Consider the following 23,532-nt stretch of genomic DNA (forward strand, 5'->3'; position numbering starts at 1 on the left):
GGCGCCGGCCTTGGCACGGGGTTGTGCCAGGGCCAGGTGACCGAGACACCCGGGCGCACCGTGCTCACGGTGCGCCCGGGGACCGGCTGCCGACACCGGCCGGGCTACTTGCACCATCGATTCGCAGGAGAACGTTCCATGACATCCCTTCTTGACGGCAAGGTCGTACTGATCACAGGCACCGGCGTAGGAATGGGTCGCGTCGCGGCGCAGGTGTTCGCCAGAGAGGGCGCGAAGATCGTCGGAGCCGACATCAGGGCCGACCCCAACGAGGAGACCGTCGCACTCGTCCGCCGCGCGGGCGGTGAGATGACCGGTATCGCGCCGGTCGACCTCACCGACCCCGACCAGGTGCGGCGCCTGGTCGAGGACGCGGCAGCGGCCTACGGCGGGCTGGACGTCGTCTACAACAACGCCGCCTCCATGCGCTTCGGCGCGATGCACGATTTCCCCGTCGAGGACTGGCGGGCGACCATCACCGGCGAGCTCGACATCCCCTTCTTCGTTTCGAAGTTCGCCTGGTCCCACCTCGTACAGCGCGGTGGCGGCGTCATCATCAACGTCGCGTCCATGGCGGGCATGATCGCCGGCGAGAACCCCCCGATGGTCGGGCACGCCGCGGCAAACGCCGGCGTCATCGGCATGACCCGGCAACTCGCTCTCGAAGGGGCACGCCACGGGATACGCAGCGTCGCGATCAGCCCCGGCCCCGTCCTGACCCCCGCCAGCGATCGCGACCTCGGCGACAACCAGGCCGTCCGTGACGCGATCACCAGCAAGACGCTGCTCAAGCGCTTCGCGCAGCCCGAGGAGATCGTCGAGTTGGCTGCCTTTCTCGCTTCCGACCGAGCCTCGTACATCACGGGCGCGAACTACGCGGTCGACGGCGGCGCGAGCGCCTGGTAGCGCCGAACACCGAGTAACGCACGGTTCCGAGAGGGTCTTCCTGGGCGGGACCGGGATCATCGGCGCGGAGCAGGAAAGCACATCGCCGTACGCCCTGCGTTCCACAGTTGAGCGGGGTTCTCGGGGTGCGGCATGGCATCGGTGCAGGTCAGGCGGTTGCACCTAGCGCGAAAGACCCAAAACGCCTAAAGCTGTCCCGCAATGGTCAATTGGCTCTGGCGGGTCGGGCTGGGGCGTCCACGTTCGGCCTGGCTATCCCGCGAGGGCAAGGTTGTGGAGGCGGGCGATGCCGAACATGGCGTGATGTACGCCGTCGCCTTTCGAGCGGCAGTCGCGAAGGATCTTCCAGCTCTTCATCCGTGCGAAGGGGTTTGCATCCACTCCGCCGTCGACGACCACCCCCGCCTGGCCTGCAGCGAGATCCACAGCGACGAGAAAGCCGCCGTCTGCGCCGCTTTCCTTGGCTGTGTCGGATGAAGGCGCCGCTTGGGCCGTGCCAGGGCGAGCGCCATCGGTGTGGAGGCGGCGGGACCGCCGGCGGGAGCTTCAGGCCGTGCCGACGCCCTCGAGGAAGGTACGCGCGACGACGTCGGCAGCGTGTGGTGCCTCCAGTTCGGGAAACCGGTGTGCCGCGGTGTCGACCAGTTCGTCCAGGACCGCACGCGCCCAGGCCGCGCCGACGTCGACGCGCAGATGCCCCTCGTCGATGGCTCGCTGGATGAACGCGTCCAGGCGCCTGCTCTGCTCCGTCCGGCGGGCGTTCGCCTCGGGGTCCTTCCGCATCATGCGGCGCGTGTCGACGGGCCACGTACGGCTGACGGGGATGATTCCCTCCAGGTAGCGGTGCAGGGCGACCGGAACGGGGGCCTCGGTGAGCCGGGCCTCGTCCAGAACGCGTTCCGCGGAGTCGAGCTTGGCCTGAAAGACGGCGCTGAGCAGGGCCTCACGGTTGGCGAAGCGGCGGTGGACGGTGGTGCGGTCCACCCCGGCGGCCACGGCGATGGCCGCCATGGAGGTGCCCGGATCCTCGGCGAGGAGCCGGGCTCCCGCGTGCAGGACGGCGTTCAGGTTGCGTGCGGCGTCGGCTCTCATGGTCCTCAGAATCTATCCCTGTGCTCCATTTACGCCATCGTCCGAGCGCTGTGAGATGCATTACAGATCATTAGTGCGACATTGATGATGCGTTTCTTGCAATTGTGTCTACATTGGTGTTGCTGTCCTGTGAGGCGTTGCAAGGATCGACGAGACGAGGAACGCACGATGTCACGCACTTGGCTGATCCCCGGCGGTTCGCAGGGGCTGGGCAAGGCCCTGGTGCTCGCGGTTTTGAGGCCGGGGACCAGGTCGTGGTCACCTCGCGCAAGCCGGAGGCACTCGCCTCGCTGCAGGCGGAGTACCCCGAGCGCCTGTCGGCCGTGGCTCTGGACGTCACCTCCCCGTCCGAGGCGCGCGAGGTCGTGGCCGCCGCGGTCGAGCGCTTCGGCTCGATCGACGTGGTCGTCAACAACGCCGGCTACGCCACCAGCGGCTCGATCGAGGACTTCCCCGAGGACGAGTTCCGCGCCCAGATCGAGGCCAACCTCTACGGCGTGGTCAACGTGACCCGTGCCGCGCTGCCGGTGCTGCGCGGTCAGCGGTCGGGCCACTTCGTGCAGATCTCCTCCATCGGCGGCCGCGTCGGCGGCACCCCGGGTCTGAGCGCCTACCAGACCGCCAAGTTCGCCGTCGAGGGCTTCTCCGAGGTCCTGGCGAACGAGGTCGCCCCCTTCGGCGTCAGGGTCACCATCGTCGAGCCGGGTGGCATCCGCACCGGCTGGGCCGCGGGTGCCGCCGAGCCGTCCGGCCCCGTCACTCCCGGCTACGAGGAGACGGTGGGCGCCTGGCTCGGCCGTTTCGCCGAGTACGCCGGCCACGAGCCCGGCGACCCCGCCCGCATGGCCCGCGCCATCATCGGCGCCGTCGACGCACCGCAGCCGCCGCGTCGCCTGCTTCTCGGCAGCGACGCGCTCGGCATCGCCATCAGCTCGGAGGAAAACCGTCTCGCCGAGGCCAAGGAGTGGGCCCAGGTCAGCCGTTCCACCGACTTCCCCGCCTGAACCCCGGGCTTGCCGAACTCGGGCCGTCCGCCTGACCCCACGGGCACTGACCCGGATGATCGCACTTCTCGCCTGATCGAACGAGGTCCCGCCCGATCCGCGCATCGCGGGTGACGTGCCCCGAGCATGCCACCACCGACCCGGTGGCGCCGCAGACGACGGCCGCACGGGCGGACACCCCCCGTCCGCCGGAGCGGCACCACACGCCACGCGCCGTCCCATCGGCGTGCCCCGGGACATCCCGGTCCCGCCACTTCCCCGCACGAAAGGACCCCTGGAACCATGACTGTCCGCGACAAGCTCTACATCGGCGGCGCCTGGGTCGCCCCCAGCGACCCCTCCCTGCAGCTCGACATCCACTCCCCGCACGACCAGTCGGTGCTGGGCAGCGTGGCCCAGGCTGCGCCCGCCGACGTCGACGCGGCCGTCGCCGCCGCCCGTAAGGCCTTCGACCAGGGCCCCTGGCCGCACACCACCCCCCAGGCGCGTCAGGCTGTCGTCCGCCGCTACGACGAACTGCGCGCCGCCCGCGCCGACGAGGTCGCCCACGCCATCTCCGTGGAGAACGGCTCGGCCGGCTGGTTCACCAAGGCCGGTCAGCCCTTCCTGACCCGCCAGGTGAAGGCGTACCTCAGGGCCGCCGAGGAATTCAGCTGGGAAGAGATCATCGAGCCCTCCGACGAGTCGGTCGCCTTCGACACCATCGTGCGCCGCGAGGCGATCGGCGTCGTGGCCGCGGTCATCCCGTGGAACTCGCCGTTCTCCGCCGCCACGGCGAAGCTGGTCCCGGCCCTGCTGGCCGGCAACACCGTCGTGCTGAAGGTGTCCCCGGAGAACTCCCTGAGCATGGCGCTCCTCGCCGACCTGTGGCACGAGGCCGGTCTGCCCGAGGGCGTCCTGTCCGTCCTGCCCGCCGACCGCGAGACCAGCGAGTACCTCGTCTCCCATCCCGGCATCGACAAGATCTCCTTCACCGGCTCCACCGGCGCCGGCCGCCGCATCGGCTCCATCGCCGGTGACCACCTCAAGCGCGTCGGCCTGGAGCTGGGCGGCAAGTCCGCCGCCGTCATCCTCGACGACGCCGACCTGGATATCGTCATGCAGGGCCTGCGCTTCGGCTCGCTCGGCAACAACGGCGAGGCCTGCATCCTGCAGACGCGTATCCTCGCCCCGCGCAGCCGGTACGAGGAGGTCGTCGAGGCCGTCAAGACGATGGTCGAGTCACTCAAGGTCGGCGATCCGGCCGCACCGGACACCTTCATCGGCCCGATGATCCGCCGCGACCAGCAGCAGCGCGTCATCGACTACATCAACATCGGGATCAAGGAGGGTGCCCGCCTGGTCACCGGCGGCCCGCAGATTCCCAAGGGCCTGGAGAAGGGCAACTACGTCACCCCCACCGTCTTCGCCGACGTCGACAACTCCATGCGCATCGCCCAGGAGGAGATCTTCGGCCCCGTACTCGCGGTCATCGCCTACGAGGACGAGGACGACGCGGTCCGCATCGCCAACGACTCGGAGTACGGCCTGTCCGGCGGTGTCTGGGGCACCGACACCGAGCGCGCCCTGGCGGTCGCCCGGCGGCTGCGCACCGGTGGCGTCATCATCAACGGCGCCGGCAACAGCTTCGACGGGCCGTTCGGCGGCTACAAGGCCAGCGGCATCGGCCGTGAGTACGGCAAGGTGGGTCTGACCGGCTACGTCGAGCACAAGACCATCACCCGCACCCGCTGACCGATCGCCGGCCGGGGTCACGAGTCCCGGCCGGCGATCCCGGCACCGGGGCTTTCAACGAGCGGCAGGCCTGCGGAGGGCCCGCGTCCGACCAGGACGGAACCGCCATGTCCGAGCGCGTGAGGGGACCAACCGCCGCGGCCACACCACGACGGTCCGACCGCGGGCTCCCCGGCGGCGTCGGTTCACTCCGCACGATCCGCGCCGCGCCTGCGCGACCCCCCACTACGAGCAGTGCAGGGACCTGCTCGACGTTCACCAGTTGTTGGGCCACCGGCATATCGCGCGAACTCGGGATCACCGGCGCGGTCCGCAGTAAACGGCTGATCACGACGAGCCTGGTGACGTGAGTGAAGTCGGCGACCCAGCAGCGGTTCGGGGCCAGGGCGACGAAGTCGCGGTCCACGAGCTCCGGGGCCCGTTCCGCGCTCGCGCCGGCGCCGCGGCCATCGCCTACGTCAGCCCTCTCTCACCTTCCTTGAGGACGCCTGGCGCCGCGCCGCCCTTACCGCCATCACATGAGGCGTTCGACGGTGCGGCAGGCCACCCCGACACCCTGGCGGTCAGCTCCCGCCAGATCTTCCTGGCGCCGCAGAGCCTGAGCCGGGTGTTGTCGAACCACGCGCCGAGTTTCACGGCTGCCCGCCCGCTGTCCCCGTTGCCGTCCCCGGTGATCTCGACGTGCTGCCGGGGCACCTTCAGGTGCCCTCCGCGGCGTGGAACTGGCGGGCGGCGGTGAGGTTGGCTGCCCATCGGGCGTCCTGCGACCGGAACGTGCCCGAGGCCGACGCCTCGCCCTCGGCCGCGGGCTCGATCCCGATGGCATCCGGGTCGCGGCGGGTGAAGAACGAGCAGGCAGAGGAACGAAACGTATGGACCGGTGACGGACAGCTGACGGCTGCACTGCTGCGGCTGCTGAACCTCACCCCGCTCCAACTGGCCAAGGCCGTCGAGCAGCCCGGCACACCGTGGCCGGATTTCTCGACGCCGCCGGAGCCGCCCCCGAGCCGCGTGCATTCACCGAGGTCGATCTGGTGGTCGCCGAGGGTGAAGTGACCCGAATGGCTTACACGCCCTCGCCTCGAGCATGCGGCCCCCACCCATTCAGCCCACACTGGGCCTGGTACTGCCGCGCCGTTCCCGTAATCACCGCTTCGTCGGGAGGCATCGTGGTCGTGCTAGCTCTGCTCGTGCCGGTGATGCTCCTGCTCCTGATGCTGACGCTGGGCCTCTTCGAAGACCTCCTGTTCCCCTCACCACCACCGCCCCCTCCGGATGACAAGCCCACGGAGCAGGTCGACAACCACGATCACGGACGGCGAGACAACTAGCGGTCAAAGCTCCCGGGTTGCTGAACCTCGAATCCGCAGGTGTCCCTTCTCATTCGGAACGGGAAGCAGGCTGGCCAGGTCGTTTCGCGTATCCAGGGCGTGCACCCAGACCAGCTGCTCGTCCCTTGCGGGATCCTTCACTTGCCGCGTCGATCAAGGAGGCAACGGGTGCTCCGCCTCGCCCGGGGAAGTCCAGCACCCGCATCGCGACCGCCTTCGTCCTGGCGGCGGCCACCAGGAGATTCTCAGGCACTGCTCCGCCGGCCTGCCCGGCGCTGTGGCCATCGCAGCGTTGAGGCAACGGATTGCACCGTCCAGTGTCAGAAGAGCCGCCGGGTCAGCCCCCCGAAGGGAGTTCGTCCGAGGCATCCATCTGTGACTCCCTGGCACATATCAAAACAGCCTCTTCAATATTTTCTCGCACTTTGCCGCGATGTGCCGAAAACGGCCGTGTCTGACCGCGTGCGCCGAGTGACGACGGCAGGGAACCCGCGGGAAACGGCAGACGGCCGCCCGCGGTCGGGGTCATGGTCGGGCCGGCCTCATCGTGGAGGGAACTACGCAGCGGTACGCGAAACAGCCCCGCCCAGGACGGAGCCCGCAGCACAGCCGGCCATGATGCGATCGGTTCGGGGAAGGCGCTTGAGATCTGGTGCCGAGCCGAGCGTCGGAGGCCGCGATGGCGTATCCACCCCAGGAGGACTACGGACCCCTGGACCACTCCCACATCCACACACCGGAACGCGCCAGAGAAGCGACCCGCAGGTTCTTGTCCGTCGTCGCGCCGAATGGCGGGAGCGGAGCGGACGCGGTGGTGCTGGTGGTGTCGGAGCTGGTCACCAACGCGGTGCGGCATGCCGGCGGGGTGACGGGGTTCCGGCTTGAAGAAGGCATGGGAACGGTGACGGTCGCGGTGCAGGACGCCAGCCCGGCCCCGCCACGGCCCCTCCCGATGGATACCCGTGAGCCGGGCGGGTTCGGCTGGCATCTGGTGCAGGAGCTGTCGGCTGACGTCCAGGTCTACGTCCACTCGACAGGAAAGACCGTGTGGGCGGCCGTGCCGCTGTCCCCCCGTTGTCACCCCGCAGGTTGAATCACCGGTTCTGACGCTGACATGAGCAGGATTTCCGGAGAGCTGGGCGTGGGCCGTGCGACACGCGTGCACGGTGTCAGTGGCCCCGATCCGCACCCCGGCCGGTCTGCACCATGCCCAGCTCGCTCCCACCCGCAACGGCGTCCGTTACCAAAGGACTCTCATCGGCGCAGCCCGCGGCCACCAGCAGGGACTTCGGCCTGAAGCCGCAAAGCTACGCTCCGGCCCGGGGCCGGGCTCCGCCCGGGGCGCCGATGACTCGCCACCCATACGGGTGAGCCTTGTCCGTGGCATGCAGGGTACGCGTAGCCGGTGACTGCCTCTCAGGAACGAGTGCCGCCTTCGGTGCAACGGATCATCGAGCACATCGCATTGGCCGTGCGTGACGGAGACGATGCCGCTCTGCCGGATCTACTCGGACGCTTCGCGCAAACGGCGGATCTCACGGCACTCTTCGCGCTGCGGCACAGGCTCCACCAAGACCTGAACAGCAGCACCCCCGAGACTGAGTGAAAGGCCGTTCACCAGGGCCTGCTACATCACTGGTAAGGACCTTCGTCTCGCCCGCGGTTGCCGCCGGGCGGCGGCTCGCCCCGGGGCGCGAGCAGCCGTAGGCGAGGGTGTCGTGGCCGTACGGCGTCAGGCGGGCCGCCCACCGCTCGGGCCGACCCTCCGCGTAGGTCGCTCTCGACCCAGGGCCGTAGACGACGAAGTTGCCCGGAACGCTTTGCGTGCCGGGCAGCCTGCGCGGGCGGCAGCCGCGAAGCTCCTGGGGGAGTCGCAGGTCTCGGCCGCCTCAGGCCGAGGCCGTCGGACTCGCCGATGGGTGCGGTTCTATGGGCGTTGTCCCTTGATCGTGGACACCCTGATCATTGGATCGTGGGGATCCATAGGACAGGAGTTCCCGGTGGGGACGTCGAAGTACTCGTCTGAGTTCCGGGCCGATGCCGTCGCGCTGTATCACTCGAGCCGGGGTGGGACGTACGCGTCGGTGGCCAAGGACCTGGGCGTCAACCACAAGACGGTCCGCACGTGGGTGCGGGATGCCGAGCAGGCCGCCCGGCCCGGTGCGGTGGAGGCCACCGCGATGGAGAAGGAGAACCGGCAGCTGCGGGCGCGGGTGAAGGAACTCGAGCTCGAGCGGGCGATCCTGAGGAGGGCCGCGAAGTATTTTACGGCGGAGACCAGCTGGTGAGCAGCCGCTTCCAGTTCGTCGAGGATCAACGTCGCGCCTTCGGCGTCAAGCGGCTGTGCCGGATACTCGCGGTCTCGCGTTCCGGCTTCTACCGGTGGCTGGCCGGCGCATCCGCGCGGGCCGGCCGGGCGAGGCCGGATGCCGAGCTCGCCGAGCACATCAACCGGATCCATCAGGAAACGGACGGCACCTATGGGGTTCCGCGTGTCACCGCCGAGCTGAAGGAGGCCGGGAGGCCGGTCAATCACAAGCGGGTCGAGCGCGTCATGCGCAAGTTCCACATCGTCGGGCTGCACCTGCGCAAAAAGGTCCGCACCACGATTCCCGAGCCGTCGGCGACACCGGTGCCGGACCTGCTCCAGCGGGACTTTGCTGCCCAGGAGCCGAACACCAAGTATGTGGGCGACATAACCTATCTACCGATCCCAGGTGTGACTGGTCGTTTCTACGGACGGTTCGCCACCTGTGACGTTCTGCTGGCTGTGCGCGGGTCATAGGCGGAGGACGATCAGGGCGATGTCGTCGCGGGCGCCGCTGCTGACGCCGAAATGCGCGAGCAGGGCGTCCGCGAGACGTTCGGGGCTGTGGCGGGCATGGCGGCCGAGCGCGTCGGTGAGGCGTTGCAGGCCGGCATCGATGTCCTCGCCGCGGCGCTCGATGAGACCGTCGGTGTAGAGCACGAAGGTATCGCCAGGGGTGTAGGGCAGGGCGGCCTGGAGGCGGGGGACATGTTTGGGGCGGGCCCCCAGCGGAGGGTCGGTGGCCTGGTCGAGAAGATCGCAGGTGCCGTCTTCGTGGAGCAGGGCGGGCGGCGGGTGGCCGGCGCTGCTGTACATGATGCGGCGAGCGCGGGTGTCGACGACGGCTTGGACGACGGTGGTGGCCAGCGCACCCTCGACGTAGCGTGCATACAGGCCAAGGACGTCCAGGGCCCTCGCGGGCCCTTCGACGGCCCGGATGACAGCGGACAAGGCGCTGCGGAGCATGCCCATGACGGCGGCGGCCTCCAGGCCGTGTCCGACGACGTCGCCGACCGCGACGGCGAATCTGCTCTCGGACAGGTCGACCACCTCGTACCAGTCGCCGCACACGTTCAGTGAACCGGCAGCGGGCAAGTAGCGCACTGCGGTGTCGCGGTGCCGGGACAGGTGGGGCGAATGGAGCATGGCCTCCTGCAAGGTGACGGCGACCTGGCGTTCCCGGGCGTGGGCTTGGCGCAGTTCTTCGTTCAGCCGTTTGAGTTCGCGCGCCCGCGCGAACAACTCGACTTCCATCGCCTCCACGTCGCTGAGCGCCCTGTCTCCTTGCGGGCGAGGGTGGGAGAGGACGAACGAGGTCACGTCCTCCCCCCGGTGGATGATCCACTCCACCTGCCCGTCCGGCCCGAGTACCGGTGTGTTGATCGCGGACCACCAACGACCCTCGTACCTGCCGGGCTGGTCTGCCACGGGGATGTCGTACTTCATCGGCGCCATGATGTCCGGCTCCTTCGAGCGCAGGACCCAGTGCAGGGAAGCGTGCAGGTTCCGTACGCCGTCAGCATCCGGGTCCGCCGGATTTTCCGGGAAGGCGTCGAAGATGTACCGCCCGAGCAGATCTTCCCGCGTACGGCCGGTCGCCCGGCAGGCCGCCTCATTGACGTCGGCGAGCACCAGATCCGGGCCCAGCACCATGTAGGGGCTGGGGGTGACCGCGAAGAGCGCCTGGTAGTCGATCCCCGGCCTCGCCGCACGCTGTGGCTGGGCATCGTCAGCAGGGCTGCTCTCGTCCCTCACCCTTCCGTTCTACCGTTCGTGTGCGTCCTCGGCACCTGGGCACATCGCCTGCCCTCGCCTCGTGAGCATCTGCCACGTGCCCTCATGGCGAAGGCCTCTAAGAAGTCATCTCATTTGGCGAGTCTGCGATAGCAGATGAGGGTGCAGGCGATGCTGGTGAAGGCCAGGAAGTGGGCGGCCTTGCGTTGGTAGCGGCGGTGCAGCCGACGGCACCCGGCGAGCCAGGCCATGGTCCGTTCGATGGTCCAACGGTGGCGCCCCAGGCGCTTGGAGGACTCGATGCCTTTGCGTGCGATGCGGTGCCCGATGCCTCGCTGGCGTAACCATCGGCGCAGGTGGTCGTAGTCGTAGCCCTTGTCACCGTGGAGCTTGGCCGGCCTTCGCCGGCGGGGGCCGCGACGGGAGCGGATGGGCGGGATGCCCCGCACGAGCGGTTCGAGGGCCTGGCTGTCGTGCAGGTTCGCGCCGGAGATCCCGACAGACAGGGGCAGTCCGGTCCGCTCGGTGATCAAGTGGATCTTCGAGCCGTACTTACCCCGGTCTACCGGATTCGGACCTGTCAGGTCCCCCTTTTCAGGGCCCGCATGTTCACCGAATCGATCGCGCAGCGCGACCAGTCCAGTTCACCACGGGAGCCGAGTTCATCGAGGACCAGGCGATGGAGCTTCGCCCACACTCGGGCCTTCGACCACTCGGCGAAGCGACGGTGGGCCGTGGCTCCCGACGGCCCGAACGAGGCGGAGGGCAGTTGCTGCCACGTGCAGCCCGACGTCGCCACGAACACGATCGCAGCCAGCACCTCCCGGTCGCCATGTCGGCGTCGGCCGCCTCCCTGAGGCCGGGTCGGCGCTTCCGGGACCACGCGTTGGAACAGCTCCCACAGCTCATCCGGCACCAGCCGCTCAACGATTCCCACGCCAGCAGATTATCGAACACACCAAATGAGATGACCTCTTACGCGGGCCATGGCCGCACCCCGTGGCGCCGTTGAGACATGTCGCAGGTGTGACACCCGAGGCCAGTGACATGCTCACCGCCACAGCAGATTCTGTCGGACAGCGCGTGACTCCCAGCTGTACGAGAGGTGCTTGGCTGATGGCATGGATCCGCCTGACGGCGGCGATATCGACAGGATTGCTGCTGGCCGCCGGAGGCGTACCGGCCGCCTCCGCCCGGACGCCCCAGGACACCGCGGCGCGACCCGCCGACGGCCAGGGCGCGCCGCCCGTGACCGTACGCCTGGTGACCGGCGACCGCGTGACGGTGACGCCGGGGGCCGACGGCCGCCGCGCCGCCTCGGTCGAGCCGGGACCCGGCCGTGAGGGCATCGTCTTCCGCACGTACCAGGAGGACGGCGGCGACCTGACGGTGCTGCCGTCGGATGCCGCGGACCTGGTCTCCGCCGGGACGCTGGACCGGCATCTGTTCGACGTCTCCACCCTGATCGCCCAGGGCTACGACGAGGCCGGCACCTCCGCGCTGCCGCTGATCGTCTCCGCCTCCCCGCGCGGCGGCGTGGCCCGGACGACCGCGAAGAGCGAGAAGGCCGCGGCCGCCGTCGCGGACCGGGTCGCCGCGTTCAACGAGGCATCGGCCCCGGCGCGGACCCTTTCCAGTATCGGCGCGCGGTCGCTGCGCGTCGCGGACGACGACCTCGGCGCCTTCTGGAAGGCCTTGAACCCGGGCGACGCCGAGGGCACCGCCCGCGCCGCCGCGACCCCGCGGGTGTGGCTGGACGGCCGGGTCGCGCCGGTGCTGGACCGCAGCACGGCGCAGATCAACGCGCCTGCGGCGTGGAAGGCCGGGTACGAGGGCCAGGGCGTGAAGGTGGCCGTGCTGGACACCGGTGTGGACGCCACCCACCCCGATCTGGCGGGCCGGATCGCGGAGTCGAAGGACTTCTCGGGCAGCGGGAACACCGTGGACCACTTCGGGCACGGCACGCACGTGGCGTCGATCGTCGGCGGTACGGGCGCGGCGTCCTCCGGTTCCCGCAAGGGTGTGGCGCCGAAGGCGGAGCTGCTGATCGGCAAGGTGCTCGGCGACGACGGCTACGGCTCGGAGTCGCAGGTCATCGACGGCATGGAGTGGGCGGCCGCCGAGCACGCCAAGGTCGTCAACATGAGCCTCGGCTCCGACGAGCCGACCGACGGAACCGACCCGATGAGCCAGGCCCTCGACACGCTGTCCGCCTCTGGCGACACCCTCTTCGTCGTCGCGGCGGGCAACGCGGGCCAGAGCGGGGACTCCACGATCGGTTCGCCCGGTGCGGCCGACGCCGCGCTGACGGTGGGCGCTGTGGACCGCGACGACTCCCTCGCCTCCTTCTCCAGCCGCGGTCCGCGCCTCGGCGACAAGGCCGTCAAGCCCGACGTGACCGCCCCCGGCGTCGGTATCGTCGCCGCGCGCGCGTCCGGCACCACCATGGGCGACCCGGTCGACGCGAACTACACGGCGGCGTCCGGCACCTCGATGGCGACCCCGCACGTGGCGGGTGCCGTCGCGCTGATCGCACAGCAGCACCCCGGCTGGACCGGCCAGCAGTTGAAGGACGCGCTGATCAGCACCGCGCACACCGTGCCGGGCACGAAGGTGACCGAGCAGGGCGGCGGCCGGATCGACGTCGCCGCGGCCATGGGCGCGGTCACGGCCACCGGCAGCGTGCTGCTGCCCGCCGTCCAGGTGGGAGGCGACAAGCAGCAGTCGGCGACCCTGCACTACACCAACACCGGTGACAGGGCAGTGGACCTGAAGCTGAGCGTGGCCCTGGCCAACTCCGACGGCGTGGCCCTGACGGCCGGTGTCGTCGCGCCCGGTGCGAGCACCGTCCACCTCGCCCCCGGCGCCTCCGCCGACGTGCCGCTGAGCACCGACCCGAAGGACGCCAAGCGCGGCGCCTACTACGGCTACGCCACCGCGACCGGCGCGGACGGCAGCGTCCTCGCCCACACCACGCTCTCCCTGGTCGTGCACGCGCCGCTGCACCGGCTCACCGTGATCGCCCGCGACCGCGCGGGCAAGGTGCTGCAGGGCTGGCTGCCGACGATCTGGGGCCAGGACGGCTTCGTCTCGTACACCAGTGCCGACCCCGCGGTCGCCGTCGTCGAGGAGGGCACCTACCAGGTCGACTTCAGCACTCTGGACAAAGCCTCGGACGGCCAGGAACTGGTCGAGGTGATCAACCCGCAGGTGAAGGTCTCCAAGGACACCACGGTGACGCTGGACGCCTCCAAGGTCACCCAGGTGCAGATCCGCACGCCCGAGCCCGCCGAGCAGCGCGGGATCCTCAGCTACCAGACGTACCGGCGCATCGAGGGACACGGCCTGATCCAGGGCGTCATGTTCTTCGACGTCGCCAAGCGCATCTACGTCAGCCCGACCGCGCAGGTCACCGACGGCACCTTCGAGTTCGCCTCGCGCTGGCAGATGACGGCCCCGCAGTTGCGGGCGAAGGTGTCCGGCACCTCGGCGCCCTTCGCCCCGTACTACCTGCCGACCTCTCCGGTCTTCGACGACAAGGGCCTCCGGCTGACCGCGGTGGACGCCGGAGCGGGCACCGCCGCGGACCTCAAGGCCGCCCACGTGCGCGGGAAGCTCGCTGTCGTCCGCTACGACTTCGGCAACGACACCGAGCTGGCGAAGGCCGCCGCGGACGCCGGGGCCAAGGCGCTGATGCTCGTCATGCCCGAGGGCTTCTTCCCCTGGACGCGCTGGCAGCCGGAGGGCGACCGCCTCGCGCTGCCGATCATGCGCGCCGGCGCGACGGAGGGCACCGACCTGCTGAAGCGCGCCGGTGAGCACCCCACCACGGTGGACTTCTCCGGCACGGTGAAGAGCCCCTACCTGTACGACGTGATGCAGGTGTCCCAGCAGCGGGTTCCCGAGAAGCTGGTGTACACGGTCAGCGAACGCAACAGCGCGGTGGTGAAGGCCGCCTACACCCGCACCGGCGCCTCGGCCTGGGCGAGCGAGCAGCGTTTCGGCTGGCGCCCCTACCAGGAGTTCGCCTGGAACCAGTACACCCGTGACGTGCCGGTGGGACAGCAGCGCACCGAGTACGTGACGGCCGGTGACACATTGTGGAGCCACACCGTGCACCACGACACCGTCATGGACCGCGACCTCGCGCTGGGCGTCGGCATGCAGGACGCCGCCCGCACCTACCGGCCCGGGCAGCACGCCGCGGAGAAGTGGTTCGCGGGGCCGGTGCGCCCGTCGATCCCGCACGGCGTGACGGGCTGGCCCGGCTCGGTGCGCAACGGCGACACCTTGTCCCTGTACATCCCGGAATTCACCGACTCCCAGTCCGGCCACTGGTCGTTCGCGGAGGCCAGCTCGCTGGGTGGCGGTGTAGGCACCGGTGCCGCGGCGTCCGCGGTGGGCGACCCGAGCGACGTGGCCCACGCCGAGGTGTACCGCAACGGCCGGCTCGTGACGCAGTCCGGCACCGGGGCCTGGGGCGCATTCGAGGTGCCCGCGGGCAAGGCCAGCTACCGGCTGGACCTCACCACCGCCCGTACCTCCGCCGACTGGCAGTTCGGCACCGGCACCAGGACGTCCTGGACGTTCACCTCGGACACCGCGGCGACGGCCACGCTGCTGCCGCTGCTCCAGGTCGACTACAGCGCGCCGGTGGACCTCCGCAACGCGGTGGGTCCGCGCCGGTCGCACACGCTGGGTCTGAACGTACGGATGCCCGACGGCCTGGCCGCCCCGCGCGGGGTTACGCTCAAGGTCGAGGCGTCGTACGACGACGGCCGTACCTGGCACACCGCGCACACCGCCCGCACCGCGCGGCACGGCGGCACGCGGTTCACCGCCGCGGTCGAACGGCCGTCGGGGGTGCATGGGGACGCGTACGTCAGCCTGCGGGTGACCGCTGTGGACGCCGCGGGGAACACCGTGCGGCAGACGGTCGACCGCGCCTACCTGCACCGCGGCCCCTCCTCGGGGCGGTGACGGCGGCCCCGCGCAACGGCTGAACGACGGCGGGTGCCCGGGCGGAAGCCCTGGCACCCGCCGTTTGCTTGCCCGGTGGTGGCTCGCGGTGCAAACTTCAACGGGCCGTTCCGCTCTCGGGGCCGGCCGCGGCGAGGGAGGGGCACGGCATGCTGGAGGCGGCAGGTCTCACAGCGATCGAGGAGACGGTCTACCGGTTCCTGGTCGGGACCGCGACCGCGTCGGCCGAGGAGGTCGCCGACCGGACCGGGCTCCCGCGCGACTCCGTCGAGGCCGTGCTCGCGGCGCTGCGCGGCAAGGGCCTCGCCAGCCACACCGACCGCGATCCGCTGCACTACGCCGCCGTACCGCCCGACGTGGCGCTGCTGCCGCGGTTGCAGCGTAACGCCGACGCGCTCGACAAGGCCCGTACCGCCGTCACCGACCTCCTCGACAGCTACCGCAGTACGCGCCGCAGGCACGACCCCGGCCAGCTCATCGAGGTCATCACCGGAGCGGAGGCGCTGCGCCAGCACCTGCGGCAGATGCAGGACAACGCGTGCCACGAGATGCTCTGGTTCTGCAAGGCGCAGTACGTGGCGATGCCCTCGGGCAGCAACCGCGCCGAGTACGACGCCCTCGCCCGCGGGGTGCGCTACCGCGTCCTGTACGAGCAGGCCTTCTTCGACGACGAGGGCACCGTCGACAACGTCGTGGAAGGTGTGCGCGCCGGTGAGGTGGCCCGCTCGGTCCCGCACCTGCCGCTGCGCCTGGCCGTGGCCGACCGCGCCATCGCCATCTGCCCGCTGGTCCCCGGTGGGCCCCAGGGCAGTCCCCAGGTGGCGACGGCCGCCCTGGTGCGAGGCAGCAGCCTGCTGGAGGCGCTCATCTCGCTCTTCGAGCGCTACTGGGAGACCGCGGTCCCGCTGAACGTCAGCGCGTCCGGCGGGGTGGAGGGCACCGGCGGGGTCGTCGACGCCGACCCGCTGACCGAGACCGACCGCCGGCTGCTCTCGCTGCTCGTGGCGGGTGTCGCCGACAAGGCCATCGCGAGTCAGATGGGGCTGAGCAGGCGCACCGTGCAGCGCCACATCCAGCACATGATGACGCTCGCCGGCGCCGACACGCGGATGCAGCTCGCCTGGCAGGCCGCTCGCCGCGGCTGGCTCTGAGTCCCGCCGCTCCCAGGCGAACTGACTGCTCGTCAGTCCTGGTGGGTCACCGTCCGATGCGGGGCCGGCCCGGCGCGGCCGAGCCCGTACGGACCGGTCGCGGCGGCCGGGCGGCGGGCCCGGTGGCATCGGCCGGCGGCGACCAGGCGGGCATGCTCGCCGGGGATTCCCGCTGACAGGGCCGGTTCTCACCGTCACCGGGAGTCACCATGCAGGGAGCCAACCCTGTCCCACCCATCGCAGCACTTAGTAGGTGGCTACTTTAATTGCCGCCGTCGGTGAATGGTTGTAGCGAGGGCCGCGAGATCACCGATAGGCGTTACGTGGCGTTGATACGGCGACCTGCACCCCTTATTCGGGTTCTGCAATGCGAAGAACCCCGCTCCTACGAGGAGCGGGGTTGGTCCGCGCACCGCGGAGCCGACCGCGGGTACCGTTCTGGTCCTCGAAGCAGAACTAGGAGCCAGTATGCACGCTCTGCCCGAAGACCACACTGGGGCACGTATCGCGCGACTTCGTCGTGAACGTGGCCTCACTCACGAGCCCTCGCAGACCTCTCGGGAGTCCCCTACAACAACACGCTGATCAAGGTCGAACGCGGCGCTCTCAGCGCCACTCCTCACGTTGTTGCCCGCTGCGCGCGTGCCATGCGTGTGGAAGTGGCCACCGTCGTCGGTCAGCCATACGAGTCGGATCTTCGAGCTGACAAGCTCGACGTCCTGATAGCTCCCATCCGGGAAGCTCTCGACGTCTACGACCTCGGTGCGGACCCCGACATCACCGCGCGCACCCTCACGCAACTCCACGACGAAGCTGAAGCCCTTTGTGCTGCGGGTACGTAAGGGCGAGATTAAGCAGGCGGCTTCCAACGTCGCAGGCCTGATCGAGGAGGCAACCACAGCAGCGCACGCCGCTGGAACCACCGACGGCTGGTTGGTCCTCGCGTCCCTCTGTCGCACTGGTTACGACGTGGCCACCAAGCTCGGATACGCGGACTTGGCGCAACGAGGGGCCACGAAGTTTCCGGACAGGCACCCAATAGGGTTGTCCTGAACAAGGAGACGAGGAAGAAGTGGCGCCACCCAGTAAGTACTCGCCGGAGTTCCGCGAGGAAGCCGTCCAGATCGCGTTGAGGTCAAGCAAGACGATCTCCGAAGTCGCCCGGGAGCTTGAGCTGAACTCGGAGACGCTACGCGGCTGGGTGAAGAAGTACCAGAAGCAGCAGGAACCGGCCCCCGATGCGGAACTGACGGTGAACGAGCGCCTAGTACCAATACCGGGGAGCGTGGAGATTGGCCAGGCCCTGGGCGACGGTCTGAATGTTGCGGATCTGGTTGTCGGCGTAATGCTGAAGACCTTGGCGCAGCTCGGCCGGACGCGGGCTGATCAGGCCGTTGGTGACGAACACCGCCCGGCCCTGGTGAAGCAGCCAGACTTCGTAAAATTCCACGTCGAGCCGCACATCTGGGCCGAAGCCGAGGTTCGCGATGCCTTCGACCGCGAGCGCGTCCGGGCCCTCGACGAAGGATGACAAGCTCTTGAGCTGCGGAGGGCCGACCTGCCGCCAGCGCTGCCGGAGGCTGTCCGTGATCACCTGGCCGCCGCGCATGGTGCCGGCCACGGAGGCGTGCACGGCGTCGGGGGCGTAGAGACTCGTGAGCGTCGCGGCGTCCTGCATACTGATGGCGTCCCAGAGCCGCCGGAAAAACGCCTGGCCCGGGGCGGCGGGATCCTGGGCTGGTAACGCGGCGGGCGAGCGTGGGAAGATCGAGCCACCGGCGTGGAAGCGGGCGCGGCCGCCGTCAAGGGCGAAGACGTCGTAGGACGTGGCCTGCGCGAAGCCGGTCGACTGCGTGGACTCCGCGACGAACGAGGTGCCGAGGTCGATGAAATTCTCGACTCCCGTCGTGTTGATAGCGCCGGCGATGCCGAAGAACTCCGCGAAACCAGCCGCGATCGCTTCCGCACCGAGCAGCGTGCGGCCGGTGCCCACCGACAGTTGCACCGCGTCGGCATGGTAGAACTCACGCAGCGCGGCCGTGTCCTGGGCGGCCAGCGCCGCGCACCATCGGTGATGGAATACCTGTGCAGACGTCAGCTGCATCGTCCGCCCTCGCCGCTACGCAGGAAAACCTTCACCTGACTGTACAAGTCTGCTCGCGGGGTGTCGACGGCGAACCAGCCCTGCCAGCGCGGTCAATTTCGTCCTGGTCTGCGTCGGCGTTGAAGAACTTCGAGGTGGACACTTTGTCTGGCTGGCGCACAACTGACGCCAGCCTCAGCGGAAGAACCGTTGTGCTCGCTGGCCAGGACAAGCCCGTGTCCTTCGAGACCGACGAAATCCTCCCCAGTTGGACCAGGGCTTCGGCGTAGTCGGATGCTGTCCGGTTTGTGTTCATCCATGGCCGAGGCGTGCGAGTGATCGTCGGGGTCGCAGGCGTTGCGGCGAGGTCGGCGACAGTGTCCGGCTGTGGTTGAGTCAGCTCGTGGTGTGGCGCCTCCCCGTAGGCCGGCCTGGTGACGCGGTTGCATCCAGGAAGAGTCGGACCAGGGCGAGCACGGTCTCGGGAGTTGGGAGTTCAGTGGCCAGGCCGTGGGGGAAGGCGGCGTGGAAGAGCGGCAGGAAGTGCTCGGCGCGCAGGGTCCGGTCCTGCATGCCCCATACGGTCAGAGCGGGTAGGTGTGCGGCTGCCTTCCTGGCCTGGGGCGAGGGGGATGCGAAGCGGTGCGTGCGAGGGCGAAGCCTTTGGCCCAGCCGAGTGCTCCCAGGGTTTGTTCCCGGGTCGGGAAGGCGGTCGCGTAGGCCCTGAGCCAGGCCGGGGTGATCACGGTGTTGTCCTGGAAGCCGTTGAGCTTCAGGGTGCTCAGCGTGTTGTAGCCAAGGGCGCCGAGCACGTCGTCCAGCGTGCCGTCGGCCTGGGCGCGGGCGATCCAGCTGAACCAGGGGGAGCGCGCGGTGTTCTCGGCCAGTGTTTGGGGCAGTTCGGGCTGGCCGAAAGGTGAATCGCCCCGGGTTTGATGGAGACATCGAAAACCCGGAAGGATGCCGAAGGATGCCGATCATGGCTGCTCCCCGTAAGTACTCCGACGAGCTACGCGAGCGCGCGACGCGTCTGGCGGTGGAGGCCCGCAAGGACGCCGTCGGCCGGACCGGCGCGATCCGCCGCATCGCCGACCAGCTCGACGTCCATCCGCCACCAGCCTCTACACCGACCTCGCCCTGGATGCCCTGGACATGGCCGTCTGGAGACGCCGCCGCGTCGGTGCCGACCTGACCGGCCTGATCCACCACTTCGACAGGGGCGTCCAATGCCGAGCCATCCGTTACACCGAACGACTCGACGAGGCCGAGGCCGTGGCCTCCGTCGGTTCCAAGGGCGACTCCTACGACAACGCCCTGGCCGAAGCGTTCAACAGCCTCTTCAAGGCCGAGCTGATCCGCAACAAGGGCCCCTGGACCGGCATCAACGATGTCGAGATCTCCGTCGCCGAGTACATCGACTGGTTCAACCGGCGACGCCTCCACGGCGAGCTCGGGCACGTCACCCCCACCGAACACGAAGCCGCCCACCACCTGACGGCCGAACCCCCAGCATCACTGCAGAAAATCTTCGGTCCGGCGCTGCTTCTCGATTGCCTGGTGCTTGCAGTCGTCGCACAGGTGCGGGTGGCTGTCCCCGCGCCCCCAGTCGACCGCGATGCTGGCCTTCCACCGGTCGTCGGTAAACTTGGCCCCGCATCCGGCGCACACTGGACGCTGAGCCTCGCGTTCGGCTGCTTCCTGCGCTTGGCGGCGCCGGCGGGCGAGGGCTGCATCCCGGCGGGGGTTGCCGATCGCGTCCCAGAGGTTCTGGTTGTCGTTGCGGCCGGAACGCGGGCCCGGCCGGGCCGTGCTCGCGCAGCTGCTCCAGCGTGGTCGCCACGATCGGCACCTGCTCGTCGTAGATGCGGAAGCCGCTTTCGGTCCACTGGCCCTGCCAGTGCTCGCGGGTGAGTTCGGCGACTCGCTCCATCCGCTGAAGCGCGGGCCGCGGTCCGACTTGGTGGAAGACGAGCAGGACCGGCGGGTGCGTCGCGTCGCCCCACCGGGGAGCGGGGGCGGACCAGCGGGTGCGCCACATCGGTTTGTCCTGGCCGTCGGTGTCCTTCACCTTCCGGTGGAAGTGGCGCATGTACTTGTCGAACTTGGCCGCGATGATCGGGGCTTCCTCGGTGCAGTTGTCGGCCTCGATGAACAGCAGCGGCAGCCCGGCCTCGGGGGCGGTGAGGACGATGTCGGCCCACGCACATCCCACGCCGGGGTTCTTCCACGTGCCCGTCGCCGGGAGGGCGACCTCGGTGGCGTAGGAGGTGATGCTGCCGATCCCGTCGGGCGCGTCGACACAGGCCTGGGCGGCCGCGATGGCTTCGGCCGGCTCACCGGCCACCAAGGCCAGGTCGGGCTTCGGCCGGATCATCGCGATGATCGTCTCGTTGACCGTCATCGCGTGCGAGGCACCAGAGCGGCCCGCGCTCTTGGGCATGCCGCCCATCTCCTCCGGCCCCCGGTCCAACTCGAGTCCGGCGGCGGCCAGCCCGTCCTTGGTGAGCAGGCGCACCTCCTCCCCGCCGCGGGTGCGGCCGCCGTCGACGGACAGGCCGTGTCTGCGCAGATCGTTGAGCGCGCCGCGATGGGAGGCGGTGCGCGGCTCCTTCCGCTCGGCTGCCGTCTCCTTGAGGGTGCGCCGGTAGGTCAGGTGCGGTGAGGACAGCCGCTGGATCTGGTCCGCCGTCGCGGCCTTGAGCACACCGAGCACGCGCAGCGCATCGGCGCGATGCCCGGTGCACGATCCCGCCTCGTTGGTCTTGCGTTTGCCCGCCATCAGATGCGCCCTCCCGTCGTCTGCGTCCGGCCACCGGCCGGGCGCCGGCCCCGCCCGGCCGCAGAGGGCACCAGGCGCGCCCTGAACCCGATGATCGCCTCCACCACTGACACCCCACCCCCACCTATTTCCCAGGGCTTGGTCAGTGAGAGGAGGAGAGAAGAGGGTGGGTGACGACGCTCCGGGGCGGCGGAAAGCCGTGGTGTGCTGGGGAAATGCGGTCCGCTCTCGTGCCGGGCACGGAAGTGGGTACGGCAGTGGGATCGCAAGCGCCGGCGGCAGGAGACTACGGCGGCTTGCCCGGCCGACCAGCCCTCCCGGCGTGTGGCGCGCGGCTCGCTGGTCGGCGTCACGGTCGGGGTACGGCGGGCGCCTGTGTTCGGTCATCATCCCGGGTTGCTCCCTTGTGCGTTGGCGTCCTCCACCGGCCCTGTGAAGGCCGGTGGCGCGCCCGCGCGAGGGAAGCCGCCCCGATCTCGGTGACCGCTGCATGCCCCTCCTGCGGGCGCGTGGCGGCCATCGTGAACCCCCACCCCTTGTCCGCGACCTGACGGCGGCCGGTAGCGGAGTCGGTCAAGGAGAAACGCCCGCTCGTAGCGGCCCGCGCCGCGTCGGACAAGGGGTCCGTGGTCGGCCCGACCACGATCGGACAAGGGGTCGTGGTCGGCCCGACCAGACTCGACAAGGGTGCCCGGTTCAACCAAACAGTCCTAGTCCATCCCGGTTCCGTCGCCTCGGGTGACCAGAGTTCGGCGGTACTGGTGCCGTGGTGGCGAGGGACCCATGAGGCGGACGCTTCGCATGTCAGTCAGTCACTTGTAGATCTTGCCGGGCTCGGCCTTGGCCGGAGCGAGCAGCTGGGAGACAGTCACGAAGGTGTAGCCCTGCTTGCTGAGCGCCTTCAGGATGGAAGGCATGGCTGGCACGGTGCCCTTGTGCAGCGGGTGGAGGAGGATGATCCCGTCGCGGCCGGCGCCGTCGAGCACGCGCTTGGTGATCAGCGCCGTGTCGTCCGTCTCGTAGTCCTTCGCGGTCACTGTCCACAGCACCTGCGCCATCCCCAGTTCTTTCGCGACCTTGGAGACGCGGTCGTCGGTGCGGCCCTGGGGCGGCCGCATCAGCGTCGGCTCGCTGCCGGTGATGCCGGAGATGGCCCGTGCCGTGCGGCGAAGCTCGTCGCGGATCTGCGCATCAGAGACATCGGTCAGCACCGCGTGCGTCCAGGTGTGGTCCCCGATCTCGTGGCCGTCCTTGGCGATCCGCCGCACCACATCCGGGAACTTGTGGATGCGCCGGCCCTCAAGGAAGAACGTCGACGGCGCCTTGTACTTCTTCAGGAGGTCCATCAACCGGTCTGTGGGTTCGCCCGGGTTGCCGTCGAAGGTGAGCGCGATGCACTTGATCTTGCGGCAGTCCACCGGTCCCGACGGTACGCCTGCTCCAGACGCGGCCCGGTCACGTTCCTCGCGCGGGGAGAGCGTCTCCATCTTGTTCGCCTGGATGACCATGACGACGGTCACCGTCACGGCCGCCACCACGGCCAGGGTCAGGAGTATGAGCAGGCGAGGCCGCCTCTTGAAGATCTTCACCTCAAGGAGAAGCTTTCAGCACCGGAAGGGTTGCCCAGCGGCCTCGGTAGTGAGGCAGGACACGTGCGTGCAGCGCTTTCAAGCGAGCTGCGACGCGACCTCGGCTGTGATCCGCTCCAGCGCCTCTTCGACGTGCTCGGCCGCCGACGGTGGCGCTGATGTGCCTCGCGCCGGGCAACGGCCCGGTGCTACAGCCGCCGCCAGGCGGGCCCCCTCGACTTCCGCCTCCGCGAGTTCCTTGCCTATAACTGCTCGCCCCGGTCCGTCGGCACGACCCGCCGCTGAGTCACCCACGTCAGCACCGCAGCCACCCGCCGCCTCCGTCTCCCGCCCCGTGAACTCCCGTGATCCCGTGGACAGTAGACGGCACGGACGCCCCGCGGCCGCAGTTCCGGCGAATCACTCCATGACCAGACGATCACCTGCTAACGATCACGCCACCGACCAGCATGAGCACCCCCATGACCGGCCACACCAGCCCCGTGACCTGTAACTTCAGGATGAAACGATCTCATTGCCCGTCCTTGGTACCGGCGGTGCGGTATTCGCTGGGAGACATGCCGGTGGCGGTGCGGAAGGCGCGGGTGAAGTCGGACGGCCTGGGGTAGCCCCAGCGCATTGCTATGGCGGCGATGGGGACGGTGTACTGGGCGGGGTCGGCCAGGTCGCGTCGGCAGCGGGCGAGGCGCTGCTGCCGGATGGATGGTGTCGCCGACCGTGGTGCCATGCTGCTGAAAGATGCGGTGACCCGGGGCGATTCAATGTGTCCTCCGCGGCCTGGACCCGTCACGCTGCGGTCCGACCGAGGAGCACGGGCACGGCGGGTTCCTCGCCGTGCTTG

The 23,532-nt window shown here is 69.5% G+C and carries 19 protein-coding genes and 5 pseudogenes; 12 read left to right on the plus strand and 12 right to left on the minus strand.

Annotated elements, in window-relative coordinates; genetic code table 11:
• Window positions 1–138 precede the first annotated feature (138 nt).
• A complete protein-coding gene (locus tag ACZ7OO_RS37185; RefSeq protein WP_471511890.1) occupies window positions 139–906 on the plus strand; it encodes an SDR family NAD(P)-dependent oxidoreductase in 768 nt (255 codons plus the stop codon).
• A 252-nt stretch (window positions 907–1,158) separates the two neighbouring features.
• Here the strand turns inward: ACZ7OO_RS37185 and ACZ7OO_RS37190 are convergent.
• Both ACZ7OO_RS37190 and ACZ7OO_RS37195 read right to left on the minus strand, forming a co-directional pair.
• A pseudogene (locus ACZ7OO_RS37190) lies at window positions 1,159–1,272 on the minus strand (IS5/IS1182 family transposase); the annotation flags it as partial.
• Window positions 1,273–1,452: 180 nt separating this feature from the next.
• Entirely contained in the window at window positions 1,453–1,998 is a 546-nt protein-coding gene (locus tag ACZ7OO_RS37195; protein WP_471511891.1) for a TetR/AcrR family transcriptional regulator, read from the minus strand.
• 254 nt (window positions 1,999–2,252) lie between these two features.
• On the opposite strand from ACZ7OO_RS37195, the gene ACZ7OO_RS37200 reads away from it, so the two are divergent.
• Together ACZ7OO_RS37200 and ACZ7OO_RS37205 are read left to right on the plus strand one after the other, a co-directional pair.
• Window positions 2,253–3,002 carry an SDR family NAD(P)-dependent oxidoreductase gene (locus ACZ7OO_RS37200; RefSeq protein WP_471511892.1) on the plus strand — a complete coding sequence of 250 codons (750 nt, stop codon included), beginning with the start codon at window positions 2,253–2,255 and terminating at the stop codon, window positions 3,000–3,002.
• A gap of 282 nt (window positions 3,003–3,284) precedes the next feature.
• Window positions 3,285–4,736, plus strand: coding sequence for an aldehyde dehydrogenase (locus ACZ7OO_RS37205; RefSeq protein ID WP_471511893.1), 1,452 nt, complete (start codon window positions 3,285–3,287; stop codon window positions 4,734–4,736).
• A gap of 453 nt (window positions 4,737–5,189) precedes the next feature.
• On the opposite strand, the gene ACZ7OO_RS37210 is transcribed toward ACZ7OO_RS37205, so the two are convergent.
• A complete protein-coding gene (locus ACZ7OO_RS37210) occupies window positions 5,190–5,432 on the minus strand; it encodes a hypothetical protein (protein WP_471511894.1) in 243 nt (80 codons plus the stop codon).
• A gap of 78 nt (window positions 5,433–5,510) precedes the next feature.
• Between ACZ7OO_RS37210 and ACZ7OO_RS37215 the strand changes: the two genes are divergently transcribed.
• The 4 genes and pseudogenes from ACZ7OO_RS37215 to ACZ7OO_RS37230 all read left to right on the plus strand — a co-directional run.
• Window positions 5,511–5,792 (plus strand): hypothetical protein, encoded by a 282-nt coding sequence (locus tag ACZ7OO_RS37215; RefSeq protein WP_471511895.1) that lies wholly within the window; start codon window positions 5,511–5,513, stop codon window positions 5,790–5,792.
• A 113-nt stretch (window positions 5,793–5,905) separates the two neighbouring features.
• Window positions 5,906–6,067, plus strand: coding sequence for a hypothetical protein (locus ACZ7OO_RS37220; protein ID WP_471511896.1), 162 nt, complete (start codon window positions 5,906–5,908; stop codon window positions 6,065–6,067).
• Window positions 6,068–6,746: 679 nt separating this feature from the next.
• Complete coding sequence (locus ACZ7OO_RS37225; RefSeq protein WP_471511897.1) at window positions 6,747–7,160, plus strand: ATP-binding protein; 414 nt, start codon at window positions 6,747–6,749, stop codon at window positions 7,158–7,160.
• Between the two features lie 907 nt (window positions 7,161–8,067).
• Window positions 8,068–8,780 (plus strand): annotated as a pseudogene (locus tag ACZ7OO_RS37230) (IS3 family transposase); the annotation flags it as partial.
• A 66-nt stretch (window positions 8,781–8,846) separates the two neighbouring features.
• Here the strand turns inward: ACZ7OO_RS37230 and ACZ7OO_RS37235 are convergent.
• Together ACZ7OO_RS37235 and ACZ7OO_RS37240 are read right to left on the minus strand one after the other, a co-directional pair.
• Window positions 8,847–10,130 carry a PP2C family protein-serine/threonine phosphatase gene (locus tag ACZ7OO_RS37235; protein ID WP_471511898.1) on the minus strand — a complete coding sequence of 428 codons (1,284 nt, stop codon included), beginning with the start codon at window positions 10,128–10,130 and terminating at the stop codon, window positions 8,847–8,849.
• 110 nt (window positions 10,131–10,240) lie between these two features.
• Window positions 10,241–11,040 (minus strand): IS5 family transposase gene (locus ACZ7OO_RS37240; protein WP_471511927.1). Its coding sequence is split into 2 segments (ribosomal slippage): window positions 10,241–10,701 and window positions 10,701–11,040, totalling 801 coding nucleotides; the frame shifts between segments, so codons are not numbered across the junction.
• Window positions 11,041–11,225: 185 nt separating this feature from the next.
• Between ACZ7OO_RS37240 and ACZ7OO_RS37245 the strand changes: the two genes are divergently transcribed.
• The gene (locus ACZ7OO_RS37245) at window positions 11,226–15,089 is read left to right on the plus strand and encodes a S8 family serine peptidase (RefSeq protein ID WP_471511899.1); all 3,864 of its coding nucleotides are present in this window, start codon (window positions 11,226–11,228) and stop codon (window positions 15,087–15,089) included.
• A 149-nt stretch (window positions 15,090–15,238) separates the two neighbouring features.
• Window positions 15,239–16,240, plus strand: a complete 1,002-nt coding sequence (locus ACZ7OO_RS37250) for a helix-turn-helix domain-containing protein (protein WP_471511900.1) — start codon at window positions 15,239–15,241, stop codon at window positions 16,238–16,240.
• Between the two features lie 536 nt (window positions 16,241–16,776).
• Here ACZ7OO_RS37250 and ACZ7OO_RS37255 read toward each other — a convergent pair.
• Window positions 16,777–17,046 (minus strand): hypothetical protein, encoded by a 270-nt coding sequence (locus tag ACZ7OO_RS37255; protein ID WP_471511901.1) that lies wholly within the window; start codon window positions 17,044–17,046, stop codon window positions 16,777–16,779.
• Window positions 17,047–17,312: 266 nt separating this feature from the next.
• Between ACZ7OO_RS37255 and ACZ7OO_RS37260 the strand changes: the two are divergent.
• A pseudogene (locus tag ACZ7OO_RS37260) lies at window positions 17,313–17,438 on the plus strand (transposase); the annotation flags it as partial.
• Between the two features lie 66 nt (window positions 17,439–17,504).
• Here the strand turns inward: ACZ7OO_RS37260 and ACZ7OO_RS37265 are convergent.
• The 3 genes from ACZ7OO_RS37265 to ACZ7OO_RS37275 form a co-directional block, all read right to left on the minus strand.
• Window positions 17,505–18,344 (minus strand): nuclear transport factor 2 family protein, encoded by an 840-nt coding sequence (locus ACZ7OO_RS37265; protein WP_471511902.1) that lies wholly within the window; start codon window positions 18,342–18,344, stop codon window positions 17,505–17,507.
• A 375-nt stretch (window positions 18,345–18,719) separates the two neighbouring features.
• Window positions 18,720–18,896, minus strand: coding sequence for a hypothetical protein (locus tag ACZ7OO_RS37270; protein ID WP_471511903.1), 177 nt, complete (start codon window positions 18,894–18,896; stop codon window positions 18,720–18,722).
• A gap of 11 nt (window positions 18,897–18,907) precedes the next feature.
• Window positions 18,908–19,135, minus strand: coding sequence for a hypothetical protein (locus ACZ7OO_RS37275; protein WP_471511904.1), 228 nt, complete (start codon window positions 19,133–19,135; stop codon window positions 18,908–18,910).
• 167 nt (window positions 19,136–19,302) lie between these two features.
• On the opposite strand from ACZ7OO_RS37275, the gene ACZ7OO_RS37280 reads away from it, so the two are divergent.
• Together ACZ7OO_RS37280 and ACZ7OO_RS37285 are read left to right on the plus strand one after the other, a co-directional pair.
• On the plus strand, window positions 19,303–19,515 hold the full coding sequence (locus tag ACZ7OO_RS37280; protein ID WP_471511905.1) for a hypothetical protein: 213 nt from the start codon (window positions 19,303–19,305) through the stop codon (window positions 19,513–19,515).
• A pseudogene (locus ACZ7OO_RS37285) lies at window positions 19,476–19,742 on the plus strand (IS3-like element IS987 family transposase); the annotation flags it as partial. The gene ACZ7OO_RS37280 and the pseudogene ACZ7OO_RS37285, both read left to right, overlap by 40 nt.
• Before the next feature lie 40 nt (window positions 19,743–19,782).
• On the opposite strand, the gene ACZ7OO_RS37290 reads toward ACZ7OO_RS37285, so the two are convergent.
• The 3 genes and pseudogenes from ACZ7OO_RS37290 to ACZ7OO_RS37300 form a co-directional block, all read right to left on the minus strand.
• Window positions 19,783–21,102, minus strand: coding sequence for a replication-relaxation family protein (locus tag ACZ7OO_RS37290; RefSeq protein ID WP_471511906.1), 1,320 nt, complete (start codon window positions 21,100–21,102; stop codon window positions 19,783–19,785).
• An 812-nt stretch (window positions 21,103–21,914) separates the two neighbouring features.
• On the minus strand, window positions 21,915–22,691 hold the full coding sequence (locus tag ACZ7OO_RS37295; protein ID WP_471511907.1) for a polysaccharide deacetylase family protein: 777 nt from the start codon (window positions 22,689–22,691) through the stop codon (window positions 21,915–21,917).
• 511 nt (window positions 22,692–23,202) lie between these two features.
• Window positions 23,203–23,391 (minus strand): annotated as a pseudogene (locus ACZ7OO_RS37300) (helix-turn-helix domain-containing protein); the annotation flags it as partial.
• Window positions 23,392–23,532 lie beyond the last annotated feature (141 nt).

It is taken from the genome of Streptomyces sp. NPDC111744 (genome assembly GCF_055634995.1).

Bases quoted from the DNA above. Each gene is read 5' to 3' on its own strand.
- ACZ7OO_RS37185 (WP_471511890.1), top strand. From the start codon at position 139: ATGACATCCCTTCTTGACGGCAAGGTCGTACTGATCACAGGCACCGGC.
- ACZ7OO_RS37195 (WP_471511891.1), bottom strand. From the start codon at position 1,998: ATGAGAGCCGACGCCGCACGCAACCTGAACGCCGTCCTGCACGCGGGA.
- ACZ7OO_RS37205 (WP_471511893.1), top strand. From the start codon at position 3,285: ATGACTGTCCGCGACAAGCTCTACATCGGCGGCGCCTGGGTCGCCCCC.
- ACZ7OO_RS37225 (WP_471511897.1), top strand. From the start codon at position 6,747: ATGGCGTATCCACCCCAGGAGGACTACGGACCCCTGGACCACTCCCAC.
- ACZ7OO_RS37245 (WP_471511899.1), top strand. From the start codon at position 11,226: ATGGCATGGATCCGCCTGACGGCGGCGATATCGACAGGATTGCTGCTG.
- ACZ7OO_RS37250 (WP_471511900.1), top strand. From the start codon at position 15,239: ATGCTGGAGGCGGCAGGTCTCACAGCGATCGAGGAGACGGTCTACCGG.
- ACZ7OO_RS37265 (WP_471511902.1), bottom strand. From the start codon at position 18,344: ATGCAGCTGACGTCTGCACAGGTATTCCATCACCGATGGTGCGCGGCG.
- ACZ7OO_RS37270 (WP_471511903.1), bottom strand. From the start codon at position 18,896: ATGCAGGACCGGACCCTGCGCGCCGAGCACTTCCTGCCGCTCTTCCAC.
- ACZ7OO_RS37280 (WP_471511905.1), top strand. From the start codon at position 19,303: ATGGCTGCTCCCCGTAAGTACTCCGACGAGCTACGCGAGCGCGCGACG.
- ACZ7OO_RS37290 (WP_471511906.1), bottom strand. From the start codon at position 21,102: ATGGCGGGCAAACGCAAGACCAACGAGGCGGGATCGTGCACCGGGCAT.